This is a genomic window from Bartonella sp. B30(2025) (assembly GCF_053793825.1).
In genome coordinates this window covers 425,870-447,392 of record NZ_CP200034.1, presented here as the reverse complement: position 1 = coordinate 447,392, position 21,523 = coordinate 425,870, and the positions used below count along the sequence as shown (strand labels likewise).

The window sequence follows — 21,523 nt, the reverse complement described above, 5'->3', positions numbered from 1 at the left end:
TTTTTCAAACTACTGCCGCAGCATCAATAACTCGTAACTGTGGATTAATAGTTCCATTCCAATAATTTAAACTAATATTACCAGCAAAATGAATCATTTCGCCCATATTTTCGGAAAGAAAACGACCAAGCGGCGTTCCCACTGCTCGAAAAGCTATCCCTTGCAGTTTATTACCTTCGATATTAGAAATAACAAGACGGAGATGCCCCTTTCCAACCTCACATAAATTAACTAATCGATGAGAAGGAAAAACAAAAACAGGAGTATTATTCCCCGAACCAAAGGGACCTGCTTTTTCAACCATATCAAAAAGCTCTTTGTTAGCACCGAAAGCAGAAAGACAACCATCAATACTAAGAGACTTTTTAATGCGTAACTGCGAGACTATTAACGAAACTTTTTCTTCTAACCACTCTCGAAAAATCTCTACTTTTGTCTCTTTAATTGTAACACCTGCTGCCATAGTATGCCCACCCCCATTTTCCAATAAATTTAATGTAACAGCTTCACGAACAAGCGCTCCTAAATCTATTCCACTAATTGATCGTCCTGAACCTGTTCCACTTCCATCTGGTTTTAAAGCAATTGCAAAAACAGGACAAAAAAAGCGTTCTTTCAAACGAGAAGCAAGAATACCAACAATTCCTGGATGCCATTCTTTGTGAGCAATCACAAGCGATGACAATGTTTGTTTATCTTTATAAAGGGAATCAATGTAAGCTTCCGCTTGCATTAATTGTACCTCTTCCATTTTTTGGCGCTCTTGATTAAGCTGATTTAACTGTTCTGCTATTTTTTCAGATTCCTCTTTATCGTCACAGCTAAGCAATTGTGCTCCTAAAGCTTGATTCCCAATACGTCCTCCAGCATTAATTCTAGGACCTAGTAAAAAACCCAAATGAAAACTATTAAGCGGTTCACTTATACGCGCAATCTTCGTTAAAGCCGCAATCCCAGGGTTATGCATGGAACGTGCCACTTGAAGACCTTTAACCACAAATGCGCGATTAACACCTTGCAACGGAACCACATCACATACAGTAGCTAAAGCAACAAGATCAAGCATACTTAAAAGGTCAGGAAGCTCCCCTTTATATTTTTTTCTTCGCAATAAATGATTAACCCACGCTAGTGTAATAAATACAACACCAGCAGCACATAAATGTCCTTGTCCAGAAAAATCATCAGGACGATTAGGATTAACCAAAGCAATAGCTTCTTGATGAACCTCTGTCATTTGGTGATGATCTAAAATAACAACATCACCCCCCGCAAGTCGCACTGCCTTTATTGCATCTGGACTATTCGCACCACAATCAACAGTAATAATGAGACGTGCTCCCTCTTGCACTAACATTCTCATTGCTTGTTCATTGGGTCCATATCCTTCAACAATACGATCAGGAATGTAAATTTTTACTTCTATACCAAAATAACGTAAAAAACGCGCTATAATTGCTGATGAACAGGCACCATCAACATCATAATCACCAAAAACAGCAATTTTTTCCTTATTTATAATAGCTTTAATTATACGCTCTGCTGCGCATTCCATATCCATAAAGCTTTTTGGATCAGGCATTAAAGCACGTAATGTTGGATTAATAAATGTCACAGCCTCAGTTTCATCTACATCCCTCGCAGCGAGAACGCGAGCTAGTTGATCAGGGAAACCGAATTTTTGAGAAATAGCGCGAGCGTTATTCATCCCTTGAGTATCAAGAGCATCCACCCACGCCTGACCACAAGCAGAAGATTCAACATTAAGGAAATAACGAGACTGCTGCATTAATGTTCATTTTACAATGAAAAAAAAGAAAATACAATCAATAGATTAATGATAAGCAATTTTGTACCTATATCTATTGTAGCTTAATATGTATAAATTATTAAAACCTGAAGTATTATAATACCTATCTTTTAAAGTATTGTTTTATCAGTTTTTATTTTCTCTTGACGTAAATTAAAAGACATTATATCAGAACAGTGAATAGGTGTTAAATGTTTTGCTTGAAAATAAATTCCAATGCAAAAAGTTTAACTTAATAGCAATTTCAATGCAAAAACAAGAATACCCTTATATTTAAAGGGTTGTAATAAAGGATACTTCTATGGCAACTTTTTCACAAAAGCCAACTGAAGTGGTGAAAAAATGGGTTATTATTGACGCAGAGAGCCTTGTTTTAGGTCGTCTTGCCGCGTTTGTTGCAAACCGCTTACGTGGCAAACATAAAGCTACGTTTACACCACATGTTGATGATGGTGACAATGTTATTGTAATCAATGCAGACAAAATAGCTCTTACCGGTAAGAAATACACAGATAAAAAATATTATTGGCATACCGGATATATTGGTGGAATTAAAGAGCGTACAGCTCGTCAAATTCTTGAAAGCCGTTTTCCTGAACGCATTATTGAAAAAGCTGTAGAGCGCATGATTCCTCGTGGACCACTTGGTCGCCGTCAATTAAAAAATCTACGTGTTTATGCTGGGAGCCAACACCCGCATGCGGCACAACAGCCCGAAGCTCTTGATGTTGGTGCTTTAAACCGCAAAAACAAAAGGATTGCTTAATTATGGCTGAAATTAATTCTCTTTCTGAACTCAGCGCAGTAACAAATGTAAATATTGCAGAAATTAACCAAGATAATACTCTTGTCCGTACACAGAAAATTGATTCACAAGGACGCGCCTATGCAACAGGAAAGCGTAAGGACGCTGTTGCACGCGTATGGATTAAACCAGGATCAGGAAAAATCACCGTAAATAATAAGGACTTTGATAAATATTTTGCTCGCCCTGTTCTTAAGATGATTTTGCGCCAACCAATAGTTGCTACCCAGAGGGAAACACAATTTGATATTACCGCAACCGTTGCAGGAGGTGGTCTTTCAGGACAAGCAGGTGCAGTACGTCATGGTATTTCAAAGGCTTTAGCTTATTTTGAGCCAGAACTTCATAAAATTTTGAAAAAGGGCGGTTTTCTTACACGTGATAGCCGTGTTGTTGAACGTAAAAAATATGGTAAAGCGAAAGCGCGTCGTTCTTTCCAATTCTCAAAACGTTAATGTCATTACAATTTTTTTTATATTAAAAAACAAAACTCCGTCTCTAACGGAGTTTTTTTTAATGTTATCGTAACTATTAAACTTAAAATTGCATTTTTACCATTTCTTTTATTACCATTGAATAAAACGTCTATAATATTTCAGTCTAAGAAGCGTTTTACCATTTTAATAAAGTGAGGAACTGAAATAGGCTTTGACATGTATTCTTCGCATCCACTCGCACGAATCCGCTCCTCATCTCCTTTCATAGCGAAAGCCGTTACAGCAACAACAGGAATACACCTTAGCTCTTCATCTTCCTTTAGTTGCTTTATAACATCTATCCCTGATACCTCAGGCAACTGAATATCCATAAGAATAAGAGACGGCATAGACGAACGGGCTAAATCTAATGCAAGAAGACCATTTCGCGTTTCAACAGTTTCATAACCACTCGCTTCTACAAGATCACGGAATAATTTCATATTAAGCTCATTATCTTCTACGATCATGACTTTTTTTAGCATTAATATAACTCCACTCTTCCTAGATGAGCTTAACACATTCCCTTTTAAACAATAGAAAAAATCGTAAACTATAAAAAAATAAAATAGCTCATGGTAAAAAACCTTTCCGTTATAACAGAGCGGAGTGTAGTGTTTTTAATTAAAAAAAATAAAATATCACGTATTTATCAAAAATATATTGTAACATATTTTCAATTTATATATTAAATTTGATATTAAAAAGATTTTATGACTTTTTTCACCATGATGTAGACATAAAGTCACTCAAATATCAACTTTCTAATATAAAGAAATCGATTAACTAACTTTTAATTAATCACACTATATGTGAAATAATTAATTCATTGATTTTTTTTTATGAATTTTTTATAAAAGATAAAAAAATAGATTAATATATAAATCTATTATCTGAAAATAATTTATTATGTTTACTGTCCTTTATTTTTATCTTTAACTTTAATCTTCTCTTTCAAAAAGATGCGGATTTTCAATAATAAGTTCTTTTCGTGCTTTTTGTAATCGTTGGATAACTTCATCAATTCTTGATGGAGAAGAGGAAAATTCTTGATTAGTCAGTAAATGCTGCTTCTCTATCCCCTTATAAAAACACTGCATCTGAGATTGTAACATTCTCATTTCTTGAAAAAAAAGACGACCTGTCTCTTTAAAATCATTATTAAGAGAAAAAAGTTGATCGGAAATTGATATTAAAATTTGTTTTAAGAAAAGCTCATTTTCTCGACATCTGCGATATTCTAAAATAAGAGCGCGGCTTATTTCGTCTAGCTGTTTTTTAGCAGAATCAATTTTCTGTAATAAATTCGGTTCCCCTCCTATATTATCCTTTTTTACTTTTGAAAGCATCGCATGAATATTTAATAACCTCATTGCAGAATGAGATAAATAATCGACTAATGCAGACGTATTAGCGTAACGTTCTCGTGTCACCATCATATACTCACCTAATGACAGTTTTTTTACATTTATTCCGCTATTTATTTTTAATTTTATAGAGTCATTCTAAAGAAAATACTAAAATAACGCTTCTAATATGCTTATATTTGAAGGTTAATTTCATTTTTTTTTTAATTTAATTAGCCTCTAACGGGAATAAAAGACGCATAGGTGTGTAAAGGATAATGTTTGTCGTTTTTTCCAAAACGGTACTACTATCAGCAAGAAGTGCCTGACTAGGTGTTAATTCTGTACCCTGCATGATAGCTGAAGCTAAAGAGCCATCTCTAGAAAGAGTCATTAACGTTGGTGAAGATGCAAATACATTGTGTGTTCCACCGTCAATATTAGAAAGATCAAAGACAGCTACTCCATTTTTACGTAACATATCAATATCTGAACCATCTCCCACACGAGGGTGCCCACCTGTCAAACGCCCTGAAACAGCAAGTGCTTTATCTGCACGAGACACCAATATAGCTGTTGGCCGAGGCATTTTTTTAATATCGTTTAGTTGACGCTCAAATACATCGATATCGATATCTGGCGCAGCCATTAAAAAACTTATCATATGGCGAATGGGTTCATATTTTCCTTGTAAAGCCAAAGTCCTAAATGCCTCCATCGTTACAAAATTTCCCATAGAATGAGCAATAACTGAAACTTTTTCGGCATTAGTTTTACTAATAAGAGTCAAAAGTTCTATCAATCCGTCACGTGCAAAATTAGCACTATCGCGATCATAAATATAAAGAGGAATTGATCCTGCAGAGGGCCATGAATAATGCACAGTGACAACGTCTAAAGAATAGTCATATGTAAACTGAGCAGCCCGAAATGTACCATCCGCAAAGTTATTATTATAACCATGAATAAAAAGAAAAATTTCTCTTTTCCCTGCCGGTTTTTTCGCTAAAGCCGCATTCAGTTCTTGTTTAAATTGTTCCTTACCATCATATTTCTGCAACGCTACTGCTGCAAAATACTTATCATGAGTAGGTCTATACGCATTTGTTTCAACAAAGCCCTCTTTATGTTGTTGAGGGATTCCTACATCAACACGATTATAATGCACTTTATTTGATCGTCCTGCACCATAAGGTTGAGCATAATTGCTTTGCATCATGCGGCTTGTTGCAACATACACTGGAACAATAGCTTTTGGGGGTATCGGCTCGCCTTCAACTTCTCTTTGAACAGCAACCATAGACGGTGTAGCATGCACTCCATGCCAAAGCACAGCACGCGACGCACTACATGCAACGAGTAAAGTAATGCCCATAAAGAGTACTAAATACCTAAAAAACACTGTACCTTCCACGTTAACACTGCCACTTTTATTAAAGATAAATAACACCCTTATTTCAGATTTGTAGGTATGTTTTTTAAATAATTAAAATAAAATTTGTTAAAAACACATGTACAAATGACCTATCACAATTTTGCTGTGATACACACCAAGCTCTTAATTTATCTCCATGCTATCTATGGATAGTAAAAATGGTGCGGTCGAGAAGACTCGAACTTCCACGGGTTACCCCACAGCGACCTCAACGCTGCGCGTCTACCAATTCCGCCACGACCGCACACGGTGAAGCCAAACACATTCCACTTCTAACAAATCATAAAGTCCGGAACAAGCCTCTTTTCACCTTCTCACCATTTATTTTTTCGGATGCATTACAATTATAAAAACATAAAGCTATAAAAGTATGAGCATTATTATAATTTATAAACTGTCATCATAAAATTAGCTTGTGCAGCCTGATTTTTTTCATAATATCCACGGAAGCTGGTTGTAATCGTTTTTGTTCCTTGCTTTTTTGCTCCTCTTATAACCATACACATATGCTCAGCTTCAATCGATACAGCAATGCCGCGAGGTTTTAAATGCTCTTCCAAAGCATTAGCTATTTGAGCTGTCATAGTTTCTTGTGTCTGTAAACGACGAGAAAAAACATCTACAACACGCGCAATTTTAGAGAGACCTACAATCTTTGTATCTGGAAGATAAGAAATATGCGCTTTGCCCACGATCGGAATCATATGATGTTCGCAATGTGAATAAAAAGCGATGTCTTTTACTATTATCGCTTCATTATACCCTGAAACTTCTTCAAAAACCGTACTTAAAATCTCTTCAACCGATTCGTTATAACCAGTAAAAAGTTCACGATATGCTTTAGCTACACGCTTTGGAGTATCTAAGAGCCCCTCTCGATTAGGATTCTCCCCTATCCATAACAATAATGTGCGAACCGCTGCTTCTACTTCTTCAAAATTAGGACACTTTTTTTCAGATAAAGAGGGATTTGCAGTACCTCCTTTAATATCATACATCTAAAAACTCCAAACCTACTACATACAAAATATTTGCTATATATCCATTTTATTTTGTATATTGTCTATATAATTAAATTAAAAATTTAAACAATTACAGCTTTCAGAATTTTAGGCAAGAGTATATGATTAATGATCTCTACAATGATAAAATACTTGAATGTGCCGCACATATAACCAGAATTGGACGTCTTGACAATCCAGATGCAACATCAAAGCAATATGCCCGCCTTTGCGGATCAACAATTACTGTAGACTTAAACGTAAAAAATAATATTGTGACAAATTTTGCTCATGAAGTTCATGCTTGTGTCCTAGGGCAAGCATCAGCTTCGCTTTTAGCACATCATATCATTGGACAAACAACACAAAATCTTAAAGTATTACACAAAAACATCTATAACATGCTGACAGAGGATGGTCCCCCTCCTACAGCTCCATTTGAAGAATTTTCTTGCTTACAGCCTATTAAAGACTATAAAGCACGTCATACATCAACCATGCTCATTTTCGATGCTGTTGTAGATTGCATTAAACAAATTGAAGAAAAATAAATGCGTGGACCACATTCTCACAAGAAAAAGAGATACTCTCGGAATTATACCGGTTCTTGGCGGAAAACACCTGGACGATTATTTGGTATTATATTGATACGTTTTTATCAGCTTACACTTTCCAATTTCATAGGGAATCAATGTCGACACGCACCAACTTGCTCTGAATATGCTTATGAAGCAATTGCGCGCCATGGACTATGGGCTGGTGCGTGGATGGGACTTTTTCGTATTATACGCTGTGGTCCATTTGGAACACATGGATTTGATCCAGTCCCTCCCTCTCTTGAAAACTTCTACTGCTATTATAAACCTTGGCGTTATTGGAAAATTTATACTAAACACAACAAATAATTCTTTTCTTTTTTTACGTGTATTGATAAAAGAGCAAACCACCTATTGGTCTTAAATTAATTTTTGCTATTTGTCACAAAACCATCCGCAATCGTTAGCGGAATTGGATGAAAGGGGTGTTTTATGTCTTGTTCTGTTTCTCTTTCTTTTCCAGATGGTTCAAAACGTGACTACCCCACAATGATGACTGGTCTGGAATTGGCAGAATCCATCTCCAAGTCACTTACCAAAAAAGCAGTCGCTTATAGCCTTAATGGAGTTATTCGCGATTTATCTGATCCATTAAACGAATCTGGTCAAGTGGAAATCATTACTCGCGAAGATCCACGTGCTCTTGAACTAATACGTCATGATTGTGCGCATGTTTTAGCTGAAGCAGTGCAAGAACTTTTTCCTGATACGCAAGTTACAATTGGGCCTGTCATTGAAAATGGTTTTTATTACGATTTTGCACGCCAACAACCTTTTACATTGGATGATCTTACCGTTATTGAAAAAAAAATGCGTGAAATTATTCAACGTAATAAATTTTTTAGAAAAGAAATTTTGTCTCGCGAAAAAGCGAAGAAAATTTTTTCTGAAAAAAAAGAATTTTATAAAGTTGAGCTCATCGATAGCATCCCCGAAAATGAAGATGTCAAGATCTACTATCAAGGTGATTGGTTTGATCTTTGCCGCGGTCCACACATGCAATCTACCGGACAAATTGGTAACGCTTTCAAACTCATGAAAGTTGCAGGAGCTTATTGGCGTGGCGATGCTAGTAAACCAATGCTAACAAGAATTTATGGAACAGCATTTGCTAATGAAAATGACTTAAAAGCCTATCTCCATATGTTAGAAGAAGCTGAAAAACGCGACCACCGACGTTTGGGGCGAGAAATGGATTTATTTCATTTTCAAGAAGAAGGACCAGGAATGGTTTTTTGGCACCCAAAAGGCTGGAAAATGTTTCAAAATTTGCTCAGCTATATGCGTAGGCGTCTCGATGATTATCAATATGCGGAAGTTAACGCACCTCAAGTCCTTGACAAATCACTTTGGGAACTGTCTGGTCATTGGGAATGGTATAGAGAAAATATGTTTAAAGCAATTCCAGCTTCAGATGATTGGAATGATGAATCTGTTTACGCTATCAAACCAATGAATTGCCCGGGTCACGTACAAATCTTTAAACATGGTTTGAAATCTTACCGCGATTTACCTATTCGACTTGCTGAATTTGGGATTGTTCATCGTTATGAACCTTCAGGTTCACTACACGGTCTGATGCGTGTGCGTAGCTTTACACAAGATGACGCACATATTTTTTGCACAGATGAACAATTAGCTGATGAATGTCTTAAGATTAATGATCTTATCTTATCAACTTATGCTGATTTCGGTTTTAAAAAGATTACTCTTAAACTTTCAACTCGCCCAGAAAAGCGTGTCGGATCTGACGCATTATGGGATCATGCAGAAAATATCATGGCTTCTGTTCTTAATACCATTGAAACACAATCTGCAGGACAAATTAAAACAGCTATCCTTCCAGGAGAAGGTGCATTTTATGGACCAAAATTTGAATACACATTAAAAGATGCTATTGGTCGTGAATGGCAGTGCGGAACAACCCAAGTAGATTTTAACCTTCCTGAACGTTTTGGCGCATTTTACATTGATAGCAATTCAGAAAAACGCCAGCCTGTCATGATTCATCGCGCCATTTTTGGCTCAACGGAGCGTTTCCTTGGTATATTAATCGAAAATTTTGCTGGTCACATGCCACTTTGGCTTGCACCTGAACAAGTCGTTATAGCAACAATTACATCCGAAGCCAATGAATATGCAAAAAAAATAGCTGCAAAGTTTAAAGCTATCGGACTTTCAGCAACAACAGACCTGCGTAATGAAAAGATTAATTATAAAATACGCGAACATTCTTTACAAAAAGTTCCCGTAATTTTGGTATGTGGTAACCGTGAAGCTGAAACAAATAGCGTAAATATGCGTCGATTAGGAAGCACAGATCAAGTGTCTTTATCTATAGAAGAAGCGATTAAACAACTTTCAAATGAAGCAATCCCCCCAGATTTGCGTCGTTTAATAAATTCCTAAAATATACGCTAACATATAAAATAGAGTAGAAGAATATATTTGAATTTTGTTATAAAATAGAAAATATTATCGCATAAAGGCTGTCATTGTTATCGTGCTCTATCAAGCACACGTTTGCACTCAATTAATTCAAATAGTGTGTCCTGTAACAATTCTTTGTCAGTTTTGTTTCTGTAGGCATTAACAGCCCCAATAGATGCTTCACTTTCATTTCTCATAAAACTTAAAAGCCCAAAAGATGACTTTTTTGGTTTATTATGGGGAGTTTCAGGTACTTTTCCTGCTTGTTTCTTTTTCATAACGACATTCATAGCATCAAGATCACCATTACCAAATGCAATAATGAAAGCAATACCATTCTCTTTCAAAAGACGCTGTACACCTTTTATAGTATAGCCTTGATCATATAGTAACTGCTTAATACCATTGAGTAAATCGATATCAGCTGGACGATAATAACGCCTTCCTCCCCCACGCTTCATTGGTTTTATTTGCGTAAAACGTGTTTCCCAAAATCTTAATACATGCTGTGGAAGCCCTAACAGCTCAGCTACTTCGCTAATTGTACGAAAAGCATCGGAGCTCTTATCCATTTTGCAACACCTTGTCTAAATTACAAAAATGATTTTATGATTACGAATTAAATTCACTTTTTTTATAAAATTTATTAAAAATAGAGTCACTTTTAACTGCATTTGAATCCAAAAACTCTCTATGCAAAATATAACTTAAATATTTATTTTATACATTTTTTTGAAAAATACTATAAATCTTCATTTATATAATGTTTTTTGATATCTAGCACGATGTGCATCCAAAATTCTTTGTTTAAGCACATTTGCAGCTTTAAATGTTACAACTCTCCGTGGTGGAATAGATGCTTCAACACCAGTTTTGGGATTACGTCCAATACGCTCATTTTTACTACGAACTTGAAACGTCGCAAAAGAAGATAATTTAACAGCTTCACCTTTTACAAGTGAATTGCAAATTTCATCTAAAACTAATTCAACTAAAGCTGCTGATTCACTATGTGACAAGCCCACTCTTCTGCAAACTACGCTCGCCAAATCTGCACGCGTCACTGTTTTACTTGTCATTGTAATCACCTATTTAATTATTCAAAATTACAAAACAATTAATTTATACGTTTTATATAAATACGGTCAAGTAACTATAATCTACCAACGAATAAGAATTGCTCCCCATGTAAATCCACCTCCCATAGCCTCCAACATAACAAGATCTCCTTTTTTAATTTTTCCATCATAAATAGCTGTTGTTAAAGCCAACGGAACCGATGCTGCAGATGTATTACCATGCTGATCAATAGTAACAACAACTTTGTCCATATCAATTCCTAGCTTTTTGGCTGATGCTTCAATAATACGCCTGTTAGCTTGGTGAGGAACAAACCAATCTAATTGTGAAGGATCTATACCAGCAGCCGAAAAACAATCATCAACTACATCCGTGATCATACCAACCGCATATTTAAAAACTTCTCGTCCTTCCATGCGTAAATAACCTGTCGTTTGTGTGGTCGAAGGACCACCATCAACGTACAATTTATTCATATATGTACCATCAGAACGTAATTTTGCAGATAATATACCACAATCAGATGCAGCATTACTGTCTGTTTTTTGAGCTTCCAAAATAGCTGCACCTGCGCCATCACCAAACAAAACACACGTCGTGCGGTCTTTCCAATTTAAAATTCGAGAAAATGTTTCAGATCCAATAACCAAAATTCTTTTAACTGCTCCACAACGCAAATAAGCATCTCCTGTTGTTAGAGCAAAAATAAAGCCAGAGCAAACAGCTTGAAGATCGAAAGCAAATCCATGTTTCATTCCTAAAGCATGCTGAATTTCAACAGCAGAAGCAGGAAAAGTGTGATTTGGCGTTGAAGTTGCCAAAATAATACAATCAATATCTTTTATTGTTAAACCAGCATTTATGAGTGCAGCTTGCGCAGCTTCTACTCCTAAAGAAACTGTTGTTTCATTTTCATTGACAATGTAACGCTGACGTATTCCTGTACGTTGCACAATCCACGAATCAGATGTGTCAACAAACTTTGCAATCTCATCATTCGATAAGCTTTTTTTTGGCAAGGCACTCCCTACACCACATATCACTGATCGAATCATTAATTTTTAACCTTTTCCTGAACTTTTTTACTTACATCATAAATACTGATCATATCGCACCCTCATTAATTTTCATTTCGTCTTCTTCATCAAACAATATTTTTTTATTTTCATGAAATTGCCGTAAATCAGCGGTTATTTTTTCTAAGAGTCTATTATTGACCATCTCATAACCAACGCGAATAGCAGAAGCAAAACCACTTGCATTAGCGCTGCCATGACTTTTTATGACAACACCATTCAAGCCTAAAAGGACCCCGCCGTTAACTCTATCAGGATTCATTTTGTGCTTCAGTGTACGAAAAGCACCTCGTGACAAAAAATAACCAAGATATGAAAAAAAAGAACTGCGCATAGCAGTATTTAAAATTTCTCCTATTTGCCGAGCAGTTCCTTCTGCTGTTTTTAGAGCAATGTTGCCAGAAAACCCTTCTGTTACAACAACATCAACTGTTCCCTTTCCAATGTCATTCCCTTCAACAAAACCCTTGTACTCTAAACCTTCTAATTGAACTTTACGCAATATCATTCCAGCTTTTTTAATTGCATAAAGGCCTTTTACTTCTTCAACTCCTACATTTAAAAGCCCAACACTTGGTTTTTTAATGTGATACAAAGCGCGAAACATGCCAGCCCCCATAACGGCTAAATCAACCAATTGGCTAGCAGATGCACCAATTGTTGCACCAATATCTAAAACAATACTCTCATTTCGAAGGGTTGGCCAAATACCAGCAATGCCAGGGCGCTCAGCCTCTGCCATCATCTTTAAGCAAAAATAAGACATTGCCATAAGAGCACCAGTATTTCCTGCAGAAACACAAGCATTAGCTTCACCATTTTTTACTGCTTCAATTGCATACCACATTGAGGACTTGCCACGCCCGATGCGAAGGGCTTGACTTGGCTTTTCATCCATACGCGTGTAACTTTCTGTAGGATAAAAAGACGATGCAGAAGCCAAACAAGGATATTTTTCTAAAACCGGTCTAACAGCTTCATCTAACCCATAAAATAGAAAATGGATATTTGGCAATTGTTTTTTTACAATTGCTGCTCCTGCAATAGTTACCTCTGGACCATAATCACCGCCCATTGTATCCACAGAAATTCTAATCACGCTCGCATATCCTACATCTTTAAATTTATATTTCTAAACTCATATTGTAACTTTTGTTACTAAACACCATTCGAAGCATATCTAAAAGAGCTTCGCAAAAATACCGTTTTTACATTAATACACAATAGATATCTTTTTTATTAGATATCTTTTTTATTTATTACAATTGCTTCCAATTTTTTAAAATAGAGAATGGCGATGTTTTTTTTTCACCTTCATCTGATTCATCTGAATTTTTAATTATATTCATATTTGCACCTTCTTTGCGTGGATAATGATTAATTGACAATTCAAAAAATTCTTCCATGACCGCACCTATATCAATTTTATCGCCATGAAAAACTTCTGGTGTATCTGATCCATCTACATATAAAAATAACTCACCTGTATCCTCTGATACTTCGGGCTTAGCCCAATTCGAATCGCTAGGAACAAAAATAACATCAATATTTTCACAAAGAGTATTTTCTAAGGGTTCTAATGTAATAACACATAACTGTATTATATGTGCTTGCAATACGCCTTTTACGCGAACTCCACGCTGTTTTGCTGGAAACACATGAAATTTCCCTTCACAATGCTTTACTTTAACTAAATCGTGATTCTTTGCTAAATGTTCACATTCTTGCTGGTTTGCACAAATATGAACCTTTATACCTTTAGGAGGTAATGAACGCACTGATATTGGATAAGCCAAAGCAAATGTCATTTGAGAAATGTCTTGCACATTCATGGCAACTCCTGAATATGAAAAAATATAATATACTGTGTCTTTCTTTAAGCATATTATATTTTCTTTATTTTTTTCTTTTCTAAAGAAATTCTGTATGGCATAATTTGTCTTATAACAAGGAAGCTTCATACAAGCTACGGCAGATTAAGTTAAAATTAAAAAAAACTTAAGAGTGTTTTCTTACTATATATCTAATTTATAATGGAGATATCATTGTTTCAGGTACCTAACATAGTGCCCTTAATTAAACGCAACTCGTTGATTGGGCTATTGATAGTAAGCATGGCAACAGTTTCTGGTTGTAATTTAATTCATTCCTCAGGTTCAAGTCAGATATATAGGGAAGGCTATATTCTTGATAAGAATGCTCTTGATTCTATTCCTGTTGGATCAAGCAAAGAGCAAGTTATTTTAACTTTAGGAACTCCCTCTTTAAAAACAAAATATGATAATGATGTCTTTTATTACATCTCACAAACTCGGTACCGTGGAATGCAATTTATGAAAACAAAAATTGTTGACCGTAAAGTCTTGGCTATTTATTTCGATTCAAATAATCAAGTCGCTCAAGTAGCTCATTACGGATTGCAAGATGGTCAAGTTTTTGATTTCATTACGAAAACAACACCAACTGCAGCCAGAGATCACTCTTTTTTAAGCCAAATCATTAAGGGCTCTGCGAATTTTTCACCACGCAATTAAATTTTAAATGTATCACACACAACCTCAGCGTAATTAATACTCAGGGTTGTGTTTTTCTGTTTTTTAAACGTGTTTCTTTTGCTATACTGTCAAGAACTGCATTGATAAGCTTTGGCTCGTCATTTTCAAAAAATGCTTTTGCTATATCTACATATTCACTCACAACAACAGCAACGGGCACATCTTGGCGATTGATCAACTCCCACAAACCTGCACGTAAAATCGCTCGTAATATAGAATCAATACGAGAAAGTGACCACTCAGAAGAAAAAAGTTGCTGATGAAGCATAGGATCAAGCTTTTTTTGATCTTGTACGACACCAGTTATTATAGCCAAAAACCACTGAAAATCAGCATCAAGATATTGGTCCCCATCAATTTCTTTTCCTAAACGATAGGTTTCATACTCAAGTGCTGTTTCCATAACACCAGTACCGACTATATCCATTTGATAAAGTGCCTGTACTGCAGCAAGTCTTGCTGCTCCACGTTTATTCGCAGTACGTGAAGAATGTCCGTCCTTTAGATCAGTCATATTGAGTGATTATCTCCAAATCTTTTTTTCAGAGCAATCATACATAGTGCAGCTTCAGCAGCAAAACCACCTTTGTTTTTTTCATCCTGTTTTGCACGTGCCCATGCTTGTTCTTCATTTTCAACAGTCAAAATACCATTTCCAATAGCCAAATGTTTATAGACGGTTAAATCCATTACCGCTCGACAAGAATTATCAGCAACAATTTCAAAATGATATGTTTCACCCCGAATAATACAACCAAGAGCAACATAACCATCATAAGATACTTTATTATCCTCTTCAGCAAAAACTATTGCGCTTGGTATTTCTAATGCTCCTGGAACTGTAACAATATCATAGCTTGCTCCAGCTTTTTGCAAAACATTCACCGCGCCAGCAAGAAGCGCATCAGAAATTTCGTTATAAAAACGCGCCTCAACAATCAATATACGCAGATCTTTATGTAGTTCTTGTATCATAAGATAATCTCATCAAAAAAAATAAAATTTTAAAAATTATAATAAACTTTCAGCTTATTCAGCTTCCATTTTTAAGTTAGAAAGTTTTGCAACATAACGCGCAAGCTGATCAACTTCTAAATTAACTTGATCACCAACTTGAGCCTGTCCCCAAGTCGTTACTTCAAGTGTATGGCGAATAATAAGAACATCAAAAATATTATCCTTAACACTATTGATAGTCAAAGATGTTCCGTTCAGCGCAATAGAACCTTTATTTGTAATAAAAGGTAATAATCGCACAGGAGCTTTTATGCAAAAACGAACGGCATCACCCTCTTCAACCTTATTAACAATCTCAGCCAAACCATCAATATGACCAGAGACTAAATGACCTCCAACTTCATCACCAAAACGCAACGAACGTTCTAAATTAATAAAAGTCCCTTTTGTCCACTGAGCAAGATTAGTCAAACGTAATGCTTCTTCCCACGCTTCCACAGCAAACCAATTACTAGCGGCTGGTTTTGGTGCCAGCTCAACAACTGTTAAACAAATCCCTGAACACGCAATTGATGCACCAATTGTTAAACTCTCCACGTCATAGTGTGTAGAAATTTTTAACCGCACCCCACTATTTAAAGATTTGACATCTTCAACACAACCAATGTCTGTTACAATCCCTGTGAACATAATGTCTTACGTCTCCATTTATAAAAACGATCATTTCCAAACATCTTCGTCTCAATTTTATTAAAGTCCGAAAGATATTTTTTAAAATGGGGAGCTTCAATACGGTCTTCTCCTAAGATAATAGGCGCATAAAAGCATATTAAATGATCAACACAACCAGTACTTAAAAACCTTTCCCCTGTTTTTACTCCCCCTTCAAGTAAAACACTGTTGATTCCTTGTTGATAAAGTAGCTGTAAAATAGCAAAAGGTGGCATGTAGCCATTGCTTGTTTTTACAGAATACACAGAAACACCATACTGTTCTAGCTCTATTTTTTTACTTTTTTTTGCAATATTCTCATCACAAATAATCCATGTAGGAATTTTTTTTGCAGTTTGAACAACTTTTGTATCAATTGGAACGCGTAAATCTGTATCCAAAATAATACGTATAGGAGAACGTATCCCTAAACCCGGCAAACGGCAATTTAATTGTGGATCATCTGCTAATATTGTATCAATACCAACAATAATAGCATTATTTTGCGCACGCAGAATATGGGTATATGTGTGAGAAGCCGCTCCGCTAATTTTTATACTGCCCTGTCCTTTCTTTCCTACACCATTATCCGCAGAAATTGCCATTTTTAAAGTAACTGCACATCGCTGTAATTTTTTTATACACAAATGGGTACACAATGCTTCAAAAGCTTCTTCAGCCAAAACTCCTTTAACAACTTCAATACCAGCCGCACGCAAAAGAGCAATTCCACGACCATTAACTCGCTTATCAGTATCAGTAAGAGCAATAACAACTCTAGAAATACCAGAATCTATGAGTGCATTGACACATGGTGAAGTTTTACCATAATGCGAACAAGGTTCTAAAGTGACATACGCAGTACCACCACGCGCTAAAGAACCAGCCATACGCAATGCCTGTACCTCAGCATGAGGTCTTCCATGAATAGCTGTTACACCATATCCAACAACAGAGGTCCCCACATCACCATTCTGTACGATTAATGCTCCAACAGAAGGATTCTCACCTGTAAGACCAACATGACGTTCTGCCAAACGGATAGCTGCAGCCATAAACCGCTCGTCTTGTATTTTTTTATTTTTATTCATGAAAATAAGTTTCTGTATCTATTACGTTTTTTGATAATTCGTCTATCACATCATGAAAATCACCAGCATTACGAAAATTTCTATAGACTGAAGCAAAACGAATATAAGCTATATCATCAATAGTTTTTAATGCTTCCATCACGAGATACCCAATTTTTTCTGAAGGAATCTCAGACTCTCCTGAACTCTCCAATTGACGTACAATGCCAGAAATTGCTTGCTCAATATGATTAAGATCAATATTACGCTTACGCACAGCTATATCAACTGATCGCATTAATTTATCACGATCAAATGGCTCACATCGACCATCTTTTTTAGAAACCAAAAGTTCTCTCAATTGAACGCGTTCAAAAGTCGTGAAACGACCACCACAGACGGAACATACACGTCGACGACGAATTACTGCGCCCTCCTCTGTAGGGCGCGAATCTTTAACTTGTGTATCCTCATGTTGACAATAAGGACAACGCATTTTTTTTATATCCTTAATTTAAATTATTGAGATAAGAATAAAGAGGAAAATTTTGTGTCATATTTTTCACTTTTTCTTTAACAGCCATCTCAATTGCATTATTATCTTCATCGTTTTTTGCTGCTTTAAGCCCTTCAAGAACTTCTGCAATTAAATCAGCAATTTGGATAAATTCATTTTCTCTAAAACCACGCGTTGTTCCCGCGGGTGTACCTAGACGAATACCTGAGGTTATGAATGGCTTTTCCGGATCAAAAGGAATACTATTTTTGTTACAAATAATACCAGAGCGCCCTAAAGATAATTCCGCAAATCTTCCTTTTAGATTCTTAGGACGCAAATCAACCAATAATAGATGATTATCTGTACCACCAGAAACAATATCAAAGCCGTTACTTTGCAATCTATTTGCTAAGACTTTAGCATTAGCAACCACATTTTTAGCATAATCCCGGAAAGCAGGCTGTAAAGCTTCTCCTAACGCCACAGCTTTACCAGCAATTACATGCATTAGCGGACCACCTTGAAGACCTGGGAAAACTGCCAAATTAATTTTTTTGGCTAATGCTTCATCATTCATCAATATCATTCCACCACGAGGACCACGTAGTGACTTATGTGTTGTTGTCGTCACAACATGTGCATGCGGTATAGGAGAAGGATGCATACCACCAGCAACTAAACCTGCAATATGCGACATATCTACCATCAAATATGCCCCAACTTCATCTGCAATTTCACGAAATCTTTTCCAATCCCATATGCGTGAATAGGCCGTTCCCCCCGCAATAATAAGCTTTGGTTTATGTTCTTTTGCAAGACGTTCAACTTCTTCTATATCAAGAAGTTGATCTTCTTTACGCACTCCATAAGAAACAACATTAAACCATTTTCCTGACATATTAACATGAGACCCATGCGTAAGATGACCGCCAGCATTCAAACTTAATCCCATTATTGTATCTCTAGGTTGAAGCAAAGCCAAAAACACAGCTTGATTCATTTGGCTTCCTGAGTGTGGTTGAACATTCACAAAAGAAGAACCAAATAATTTTTTAGCTCTTTCAATTGCTAATTCTTCAATTTGATCCACAAAGTAACAACCACCATAATAGCGATTTCCAGGATAACCTTCCGCATATTTATTAGTTAAAACTGAACCTTGCGCTTCAAGAACTGCTCTTGAAACAATATTTTCAGATGCAATTAACTCAATCTCATGTTTTTGACGTTCAAATTCACCTTTTATCGCATCGAAAATTGCAGCATCAACAGTTTGTAAATTATCATAAAAAAAATGCTCACGCACACCATCTGCTTGCTTATCCATAAAATATGTCCTAACATTTTACAAAATAAATTGATCGATCATAACATAGTAAACTATGGACACAAGATAATTTAAACTATCTTTATTAATATTAATTTTTTTAAATTTGAGCTTTACAAAATAGGCATTAATATTAACTAACTTTTATTGCACCATTTTTTGCAAAAAAAAATCGATCAATATTTTTAAGATATTCGATGCTTTATTGAATTTACACTATAATACATTCAGTACAGCAGAAAAAATTTATTTAAGGCAGATATAATATATGGTGGCAAAAGTTTTTATTGATGGAGAACATGGAACAACTGGATTACAAATACACAAACGTCTAGCAAAACGTTCAGATCTAGAATTACTCTCTCTCCCTCACACTGATCGCCATAACATTGATATTCGACAAGACTATTTTAAACAAGCAGACATTGTTATTTTATGCCTTCCAGATGATGCCGCACGCACAACAGTTAACTGGATCGAAAATAATAAAAAGGTGAGGATTATTGATAGCTCAACGGCTCATCGTGTTTTGCCTAAATGGGTTTACGGCTTTCCTGAAATGACTGCAGGACAAAAAAAACGTATACAAGAAGCATATTATGTATCAAATCCTGGATGTTACTCTACTGGAGCTATCAGTTTAATTCGACCACTCCGTGAGGCTGGTCTTTTAGATGCGAACTACCCAATATCAATTAACGCAATATCTGGCTACACTGGTGGTGGTAAACGATTGATTGCGCAAATGGAAAATCAACCTCAGCAAAGTGAATTTCGACAGAACCATTTTATCTATGGTCTCGATTTAAAACATAAACATATACCGGAAATTAAAATGTATGGGAAAATTAATCAAACACCAATTTTCGTACCAAGTGTTGGTCGCTTCCCTCAAGGAATGATTGTAAATCTTCCACTGCATCGTAGTTTATTTACAAAATCTGCTAATTGCTCTGATCTACGAGAGATTTTTAATAGCCATTACGATGGACAAAACACCATATTAATTGCGTCACAAGAAGAAACTGAAACGCTTACAAAACTTAACCCAGAATATTTAGCACATAAAGATGGTATGAAATTATTTATTTTTGGCGACGAAAACGAAGGTATTTTCAATTTATGTGCTGTTCTAGACAATTTAGGTAAAGGCGCATCTGCAGCCGCTGTTCAAAACCTTAATTTAATGCTCTCAAACAGCTAATATTGCTCTGATAACAGATTTATTCAATAAAAAGATACTGCTCCTTTTGTTGCACGCCAATGTGCAACCGCAAAACACAATATTATCAATGCAACACTTTGATGAATAAGTCCTAAACTTATTGGCACCTCATTTAATAAAGTAATAATCCCTAACAGTGCTTGTGCAACAATCATAGCGCAAATCAAAAAAGCACGACGAGCATGCGTTGAATGCGGAACATTTTTTTGTACATAAAAAGCATGAATAACAACTATAATAAATAAAAAATAAGCAAAAAAACGGTGAACAAATTGAACTGTTAATGGATTTTCAAATAAATTAAGCCAAACAGGACTATGATTGAATAACCCATTAGGAATGATTTGACCATCCATAAGTGGCCACGTATTATAAACTTTCCCTGCATGAAGTCCAGCAACCAAAGCACCTAAATAAATTTCAATCAAAATAAAGATAACAAGCCAACCAGCAAATTTTTGAATCATCTTATTTGTTGGTTTCTCTGAATATTCTACAAATCCTCTCGATAAATAGGTAACAAAAATAATAACAAAACACGCCGTTATAAGATGGAATGCTAAACGATATTGGCTCACACTTGTTAAATTGCTTTTTCCAATACCTGAAGCCACCATCCACCAACCAATAGCACCTTGAATGGCAATCAGTATTGGTACAATAGCAAGCTGAAGCAAAATATTTTTTTTAATCTGTTTTGTAGCCCAAAACCAAATTAGACCTACTAAAGCGATAAGACCAACAAGACGCCCAAGAACACGATGCCACCACTCCCACCAAAAAATAACCTTAAATGCACTTAAAGTCATATCATAATTAAGAAGCTTATATTGCGCTATTTGTTGATATTTTAAAAATTCTTCTTGCCATTGTTTAGCACCAATAGGTGGAATGATACCATGAATTGGTTTCCATTCTGTTATAGACAATCCTGACCCGGTCAAACGGGTAGCCCCCCCAATTAAAACGATTGCTAAACAAAGAAATAAGATAGAATCAAGCCATACTTGAATTTGCTTTCTATATTTTTTTTGCAGTGGTACCAAAACAATATTATTTAAATTTTTTGCGGTCATTCCTGATTCCCCCACATTTATTTTCCGTTTTTAATCACAAATATTTTC

The 21,523-nt window shown here is 35.8% G+C and carries 25 protein-coding genes and 1 tRNA gene; 7 read left to right on the top strand and 19 right to left on the bottom strand.

The window, feature by feature from the left end; all coding sequences use genetic code 11:
- Positions 1-4: 4 nt before the first annotated feature.
- A complete protein-coding gene (gene recJ, locus V4P55_RS02000) occupies positions 5-1,789 on the bottom strand; it encodes a single-stranded-DNA-specific exonuclease RecJ (RefSeq protein ID WP_455474787.1) in 1,785 nt (594 codons plus the stop codon).
- 322 nt (positions 1,790-2,111) lie between these two features.
- Here recJ and rplM point away from each other — a divergent pair, with 322 nt between their 5' ends.
- Together rplM and rpsI are read left to right on the top strand one after the other, a co-directional pair.
- A complete protein-coding gene (rplM, locus tag V4P55_RS01995) occupies positions 2,112-2,576 on the top strand; it encodes a 50S ribosomal protein L13 (protein ID WP_455474786.1) in 465 nt (154 codons plus the stop codon).
- A gap of 2 nt (positions 2,577-2,578) precedes the next feature.
- Positions 2,579-3,070 (top strand): 30S ribosomal protein S9, encoded by a 492-nt coding sequence (gene rpsI, locus V4P55_RS01990; RefSeq protein ID WP_455474785.1) that lies wholly within the window; start codon positions 2,579-2,581, stop codon positions 3,068-3,070.
- 140 nt (positions 3,071-3,210) lie between these two features.
- Here the strand turns inward: rpsI and V4P55_RS01985 are convergent, their stop codons facing one another.
- The 5 genes from V4P55_RS01985 to folE form a co-directional block, all read right to left on the bottom strand.
- On the bottom strand, positions 3,211-3,576 hold the full coding sequence (locus V4P55_RS01985) for a response regulator (protein ID WP_455474784.1): 366 nt from the start codon (positions 3,574-3,576) through the stop codon (positions 3,211-3,213).
- A 456-nt stretch (positions 3,577-4,032) separates the two neighbouring features.
- The gene (locus V4P55_RS01980; RefSeq protein ID WP_455475098.1) at positions 4,033-4,527 is read right to left on the bottom strand and encodes a hypothetical protein; all 495 of its coding nucleotides are present in this window, start codon (positions 4,525-4,527) and stop codon (positions 4,033-4,035) included.
- A gap of 139 nt (positions 4,528-4,666) precedes the next feature.
- Complete coding sequence (locus tag V4P55_RS01975; RefSeq protein WP_455474783.1) at positions 4,667-5,812, bottom strand: alpha/beta hydrolase; 1,146 nt, start codon at positions 5,810-5,812, stop codon at positions 4,667-4,669.
- A gap of 219 nt (positions 5,813-6,031) precedes the next feature.
- A tRNA-Leu gene (locus tag V4P55_RS01970) sits at positions 6,032-6,116 on the bottom strand.
- A gap of 136 nt (positions 6,117-6,252) precedes the next feature.
- On the bottom strand, positions 6,253-6,870 hold the full coding sequence (folE, locus tag V4P55_RS01965; protein WP_455474782.1) for a GTP cyclohydrolase I FolE: 618 nt from the start codon (positions 6,868-6,870) through the stop codon (positions 6,253-6,255).
- 125 nt (positions 6,871-6,995) lie between these two features.
- On the opposite strand from folE, the gene V4P55_RS01960 reads away from it, so the two are divergent.
- The 3 genes from V4P55_RS01960 (at position 6,996) to thrS (ending at position 9,878) form a co-directional block, all read left to right on the top strand.
- Positions 6,996-7,424, top strand: coding sequence for an iron-sulfur cluster assembly scaffold protein (locus V4P55_RS01960; RefSeq protein WP_455474781.1), 429 nt, complete (start codon positions 6,996-6,998; stop codon positions 7,422-7,424).
- Positions 7,425-7,778, top strand: coding sequence for a membrane protein insertion efficiency factor YidD (gene yidD / locus V4P55_RS01955; RefSeq protein ID WP_455474780.1), 354 nt, complete (start codon positions 7,425-7,427; stop codon positions 7,776-7,778).
- Positions 7,779-7,901: 123 nt separating this feature from the next.
- On the top strand, positions 7,902-9,878 hold the full coding sequence (gene thrS / locus V4P55_RS01950) for a threonine--tRNA ligase (RefSeq protein ID WP_455474779.1): 1,977 nt from the start codon (positions 7,902-7,904) through the stop codon (positions 9,876-9,878).
- Positions 9,879-9,967: 89 nt separating this feature from the next.
- Here thrS and V4P55_RS01945 read toward each other — a convergent pair whose 3' ends face one another.
- From V4P55_RS01945 to V4P55_RS01925, 5 genes are all read right to left on the bottom strand, one after another.
- Entirely contained in the window at positions 9,968-10,471 is a 504-nt protein-coding gene (locus V4P55_RS01945; RefSeq protein WP_455474778.1) for a MerR family transcriptional regulator, read from the bottom strand.
- A 180-nt stretch (positions 10,472-10,651) separates the two neighbouring features.
- The gene (locus V4P55_RS01940; RefSeq protein ID WP_455474777.1) at positions 10,652-10,978 is read right to left on the bottom strand and encodes an integration host factor subunit alpha; all 327 of its coding nucleotides are present in this window, start codon (positions 10,976-10,978) and stop codon (positions 10,652-10,654) included.
- 81 nt (positions 10,979-11,059) lie between these two features.
- A complete protein-coding gene (locus V4P55_RS01935; protein ID WP_455474776.1) occupies positions 11,060-12,034 on the bottom strand; it encodes a beta-ketoacyl-ACP synthase III in 975 nt (324 codons plus the stop codon).
- A 49-nt stretch (positions 12,035-12,083) separates the two neighbouring features.
- Positions 12,084-13,154: a phosphate acyltransferase PlsX gene (plsX, locus tag V4P55_RS01930; RefSeq protein WP_455474775.1), complete on the bottom strand. Its 1,071-nt coding sequence runs from the start codon at positions 13,152-13,154 to the stop codon at positions 12,084-12,086.
- Positions 13,155-13,314: 160 nt separating this feature from the next.
- A complete protein-coding gene (locus V4P55_RS01925) occupies positions 13,315-13,887 on the bottom strand; it encodes a YceD family protein (RefSeq protein ID WP_455474774.1) in 573 nt (190 codons plus the stop codon).
- 201 nt (positions 13,888-14,088) lie between these two features.
- Here V4P55_RS01925 and V4P55_RS01920 point away from each other — a divergent pair, with 201 nt between their 5' ends.
- Entirely contained in the window at positions 14,089-14,589 is a 501-nt protein-coding gene (locus V4P55_RS01920; RefSeq protein ID WP_455474773.1) for an outer membrane protein assembly factor BamE, read from the top strand.
- Between the two features lie 40 nt (positions 14,590-14,629).
- Here the strand turns inward: V4P55_RS01920 and nusB are convergent, their stop codons facing one another.
- The 7 genes from nusB to V4P55_RS01885 all read right to left on the bottom strand — a co-directional run bounded on the left by nusB (position 14,630) and on the right by V4P55_RS01885 (position 19,475).
- A complete protein-coding gene (nusB, locus tag V4P55_RS01915; RefSeq protein ID WP_455474772.1) occupies positions 14,630-15,124 on the bottom strand; it encodes a transcription antitermination factor NusB in 495 nt (164 codons plus the stop codon).
- Positions 15,121-15,585 carry a 6,7-dimethyl-8-ribityllumazine synthase gene (locus V4P55_RS01910; RefSeq protein ID WP_455474771.1) on the bottom strand — a complete coding sequence of 155 codons (465 nt, stop codon included), beginning with the start codon at positions 15,583-15,585 and terminating at the stop codon, positions 15,121-15,123. Before V4P55_RS01910 ends, nusB begins: the two co-directional genes overlap by 4 nt.
- A gap of 54 nt (positions 15,586-15,639) precedes the next feature.
- Positions 15,640-16,257 carry a riboflavin synthase gene (locus tag V4P55_RS01905; protein WP_455474770.1) on the bottom strand — a complete coding sequence of 206 codons (618 nt, stop codon included), beginning with the start codon at positions 16,255-16,257 and terminating at the stop codon, positions 15,640-15,642.
- Entirely contained in the window at positions 16,239-17,333 is a 1,095-nt protein-coding gene (gene ribD / locus V4P55_RS01900) for a bifunctional diaminohydroxyphosphoribosylaminopyrimidine deaminase/5-amino-6-(5-phosphoribosylamino)uracil reductase RibD (protein WP_455475097.1), read from the bottom strand. The genes V4P55_RS01905 and ribD overlap by 19 nt, the downstream gene beginning before the upstream one ends.
- 28 nt (positions 17,334-17,361) lie before the next feature.
- Positions 17,362-17,844, bottom strand: a complete 483-nt coding sequence (gene nrdR, locus V4P55_RS01895) for a transcriptional regulator NrdR (protein ID WP_455474769.1) — start codon at positions 17,842-17,844, stop codon at positions 17,362-17,364.
- A gap of 13 nt (positions 17,845-17,857) precedes the next feature.
- Positions 17,858-19,174, bottom strand: coding sequence for a serine hydroxymethyltransferase (gene glyA, locus V4P55_RS01890; RefSeq protein ID WP_455474768.1), 1,317 nt, complete (start codon positions 19,172-19,174; stop codon positions 17,858-17,860).
- Positions 19,175-19,424: 250 nt separating this feature from the next.
- Positions 19,425-19,475: a hypothetical protein gene (locus tag V4P55_RS01885; RefSeq protein ID WP_455475096.1), complete on the bottom strand. Its 51-nt coding sequence runs from the start codon at positions 19,473-19,475 to the stop codon at positions 19,425-19,427.
- On the opposite strand from V4P55_RS01885, the gene argC reads away from it, so the two are divergent.
- Positions 19,461-20,378, top strand: coding sequence for an N-acetyl-gamma-glutamyl-phosphate reductase (gene argC, locus V4P55_RS01880; protein WP_455475095.1), 918 nt, complete (start codon positions 19,461-19,463; stop codon positions 20,376-20,378). The genes V4P55_RS01885 and argC overlap by 15 nt on opposite strands.
- A gap of 23 nt (positions 20,379-20,401) precedes the next feature.
- On the opposite strand, the gene V4P55_RS01875 is transcribed toward argC, so the two are convergent.
- On the bottom strand, positions 20,402-21,475 hold the full coding sequence (locus V4P55_RS01875) for a COX15/CtaA family protein (RefSeq protein ID WP_455474767.1): 1,074 nt from the start codon (positions 21,473-21,475) through the stop codon (positions 20,402-20,404).
- Between the last annotated feature and the right edge of the window lie 48 nt (positions 21,476-21,523).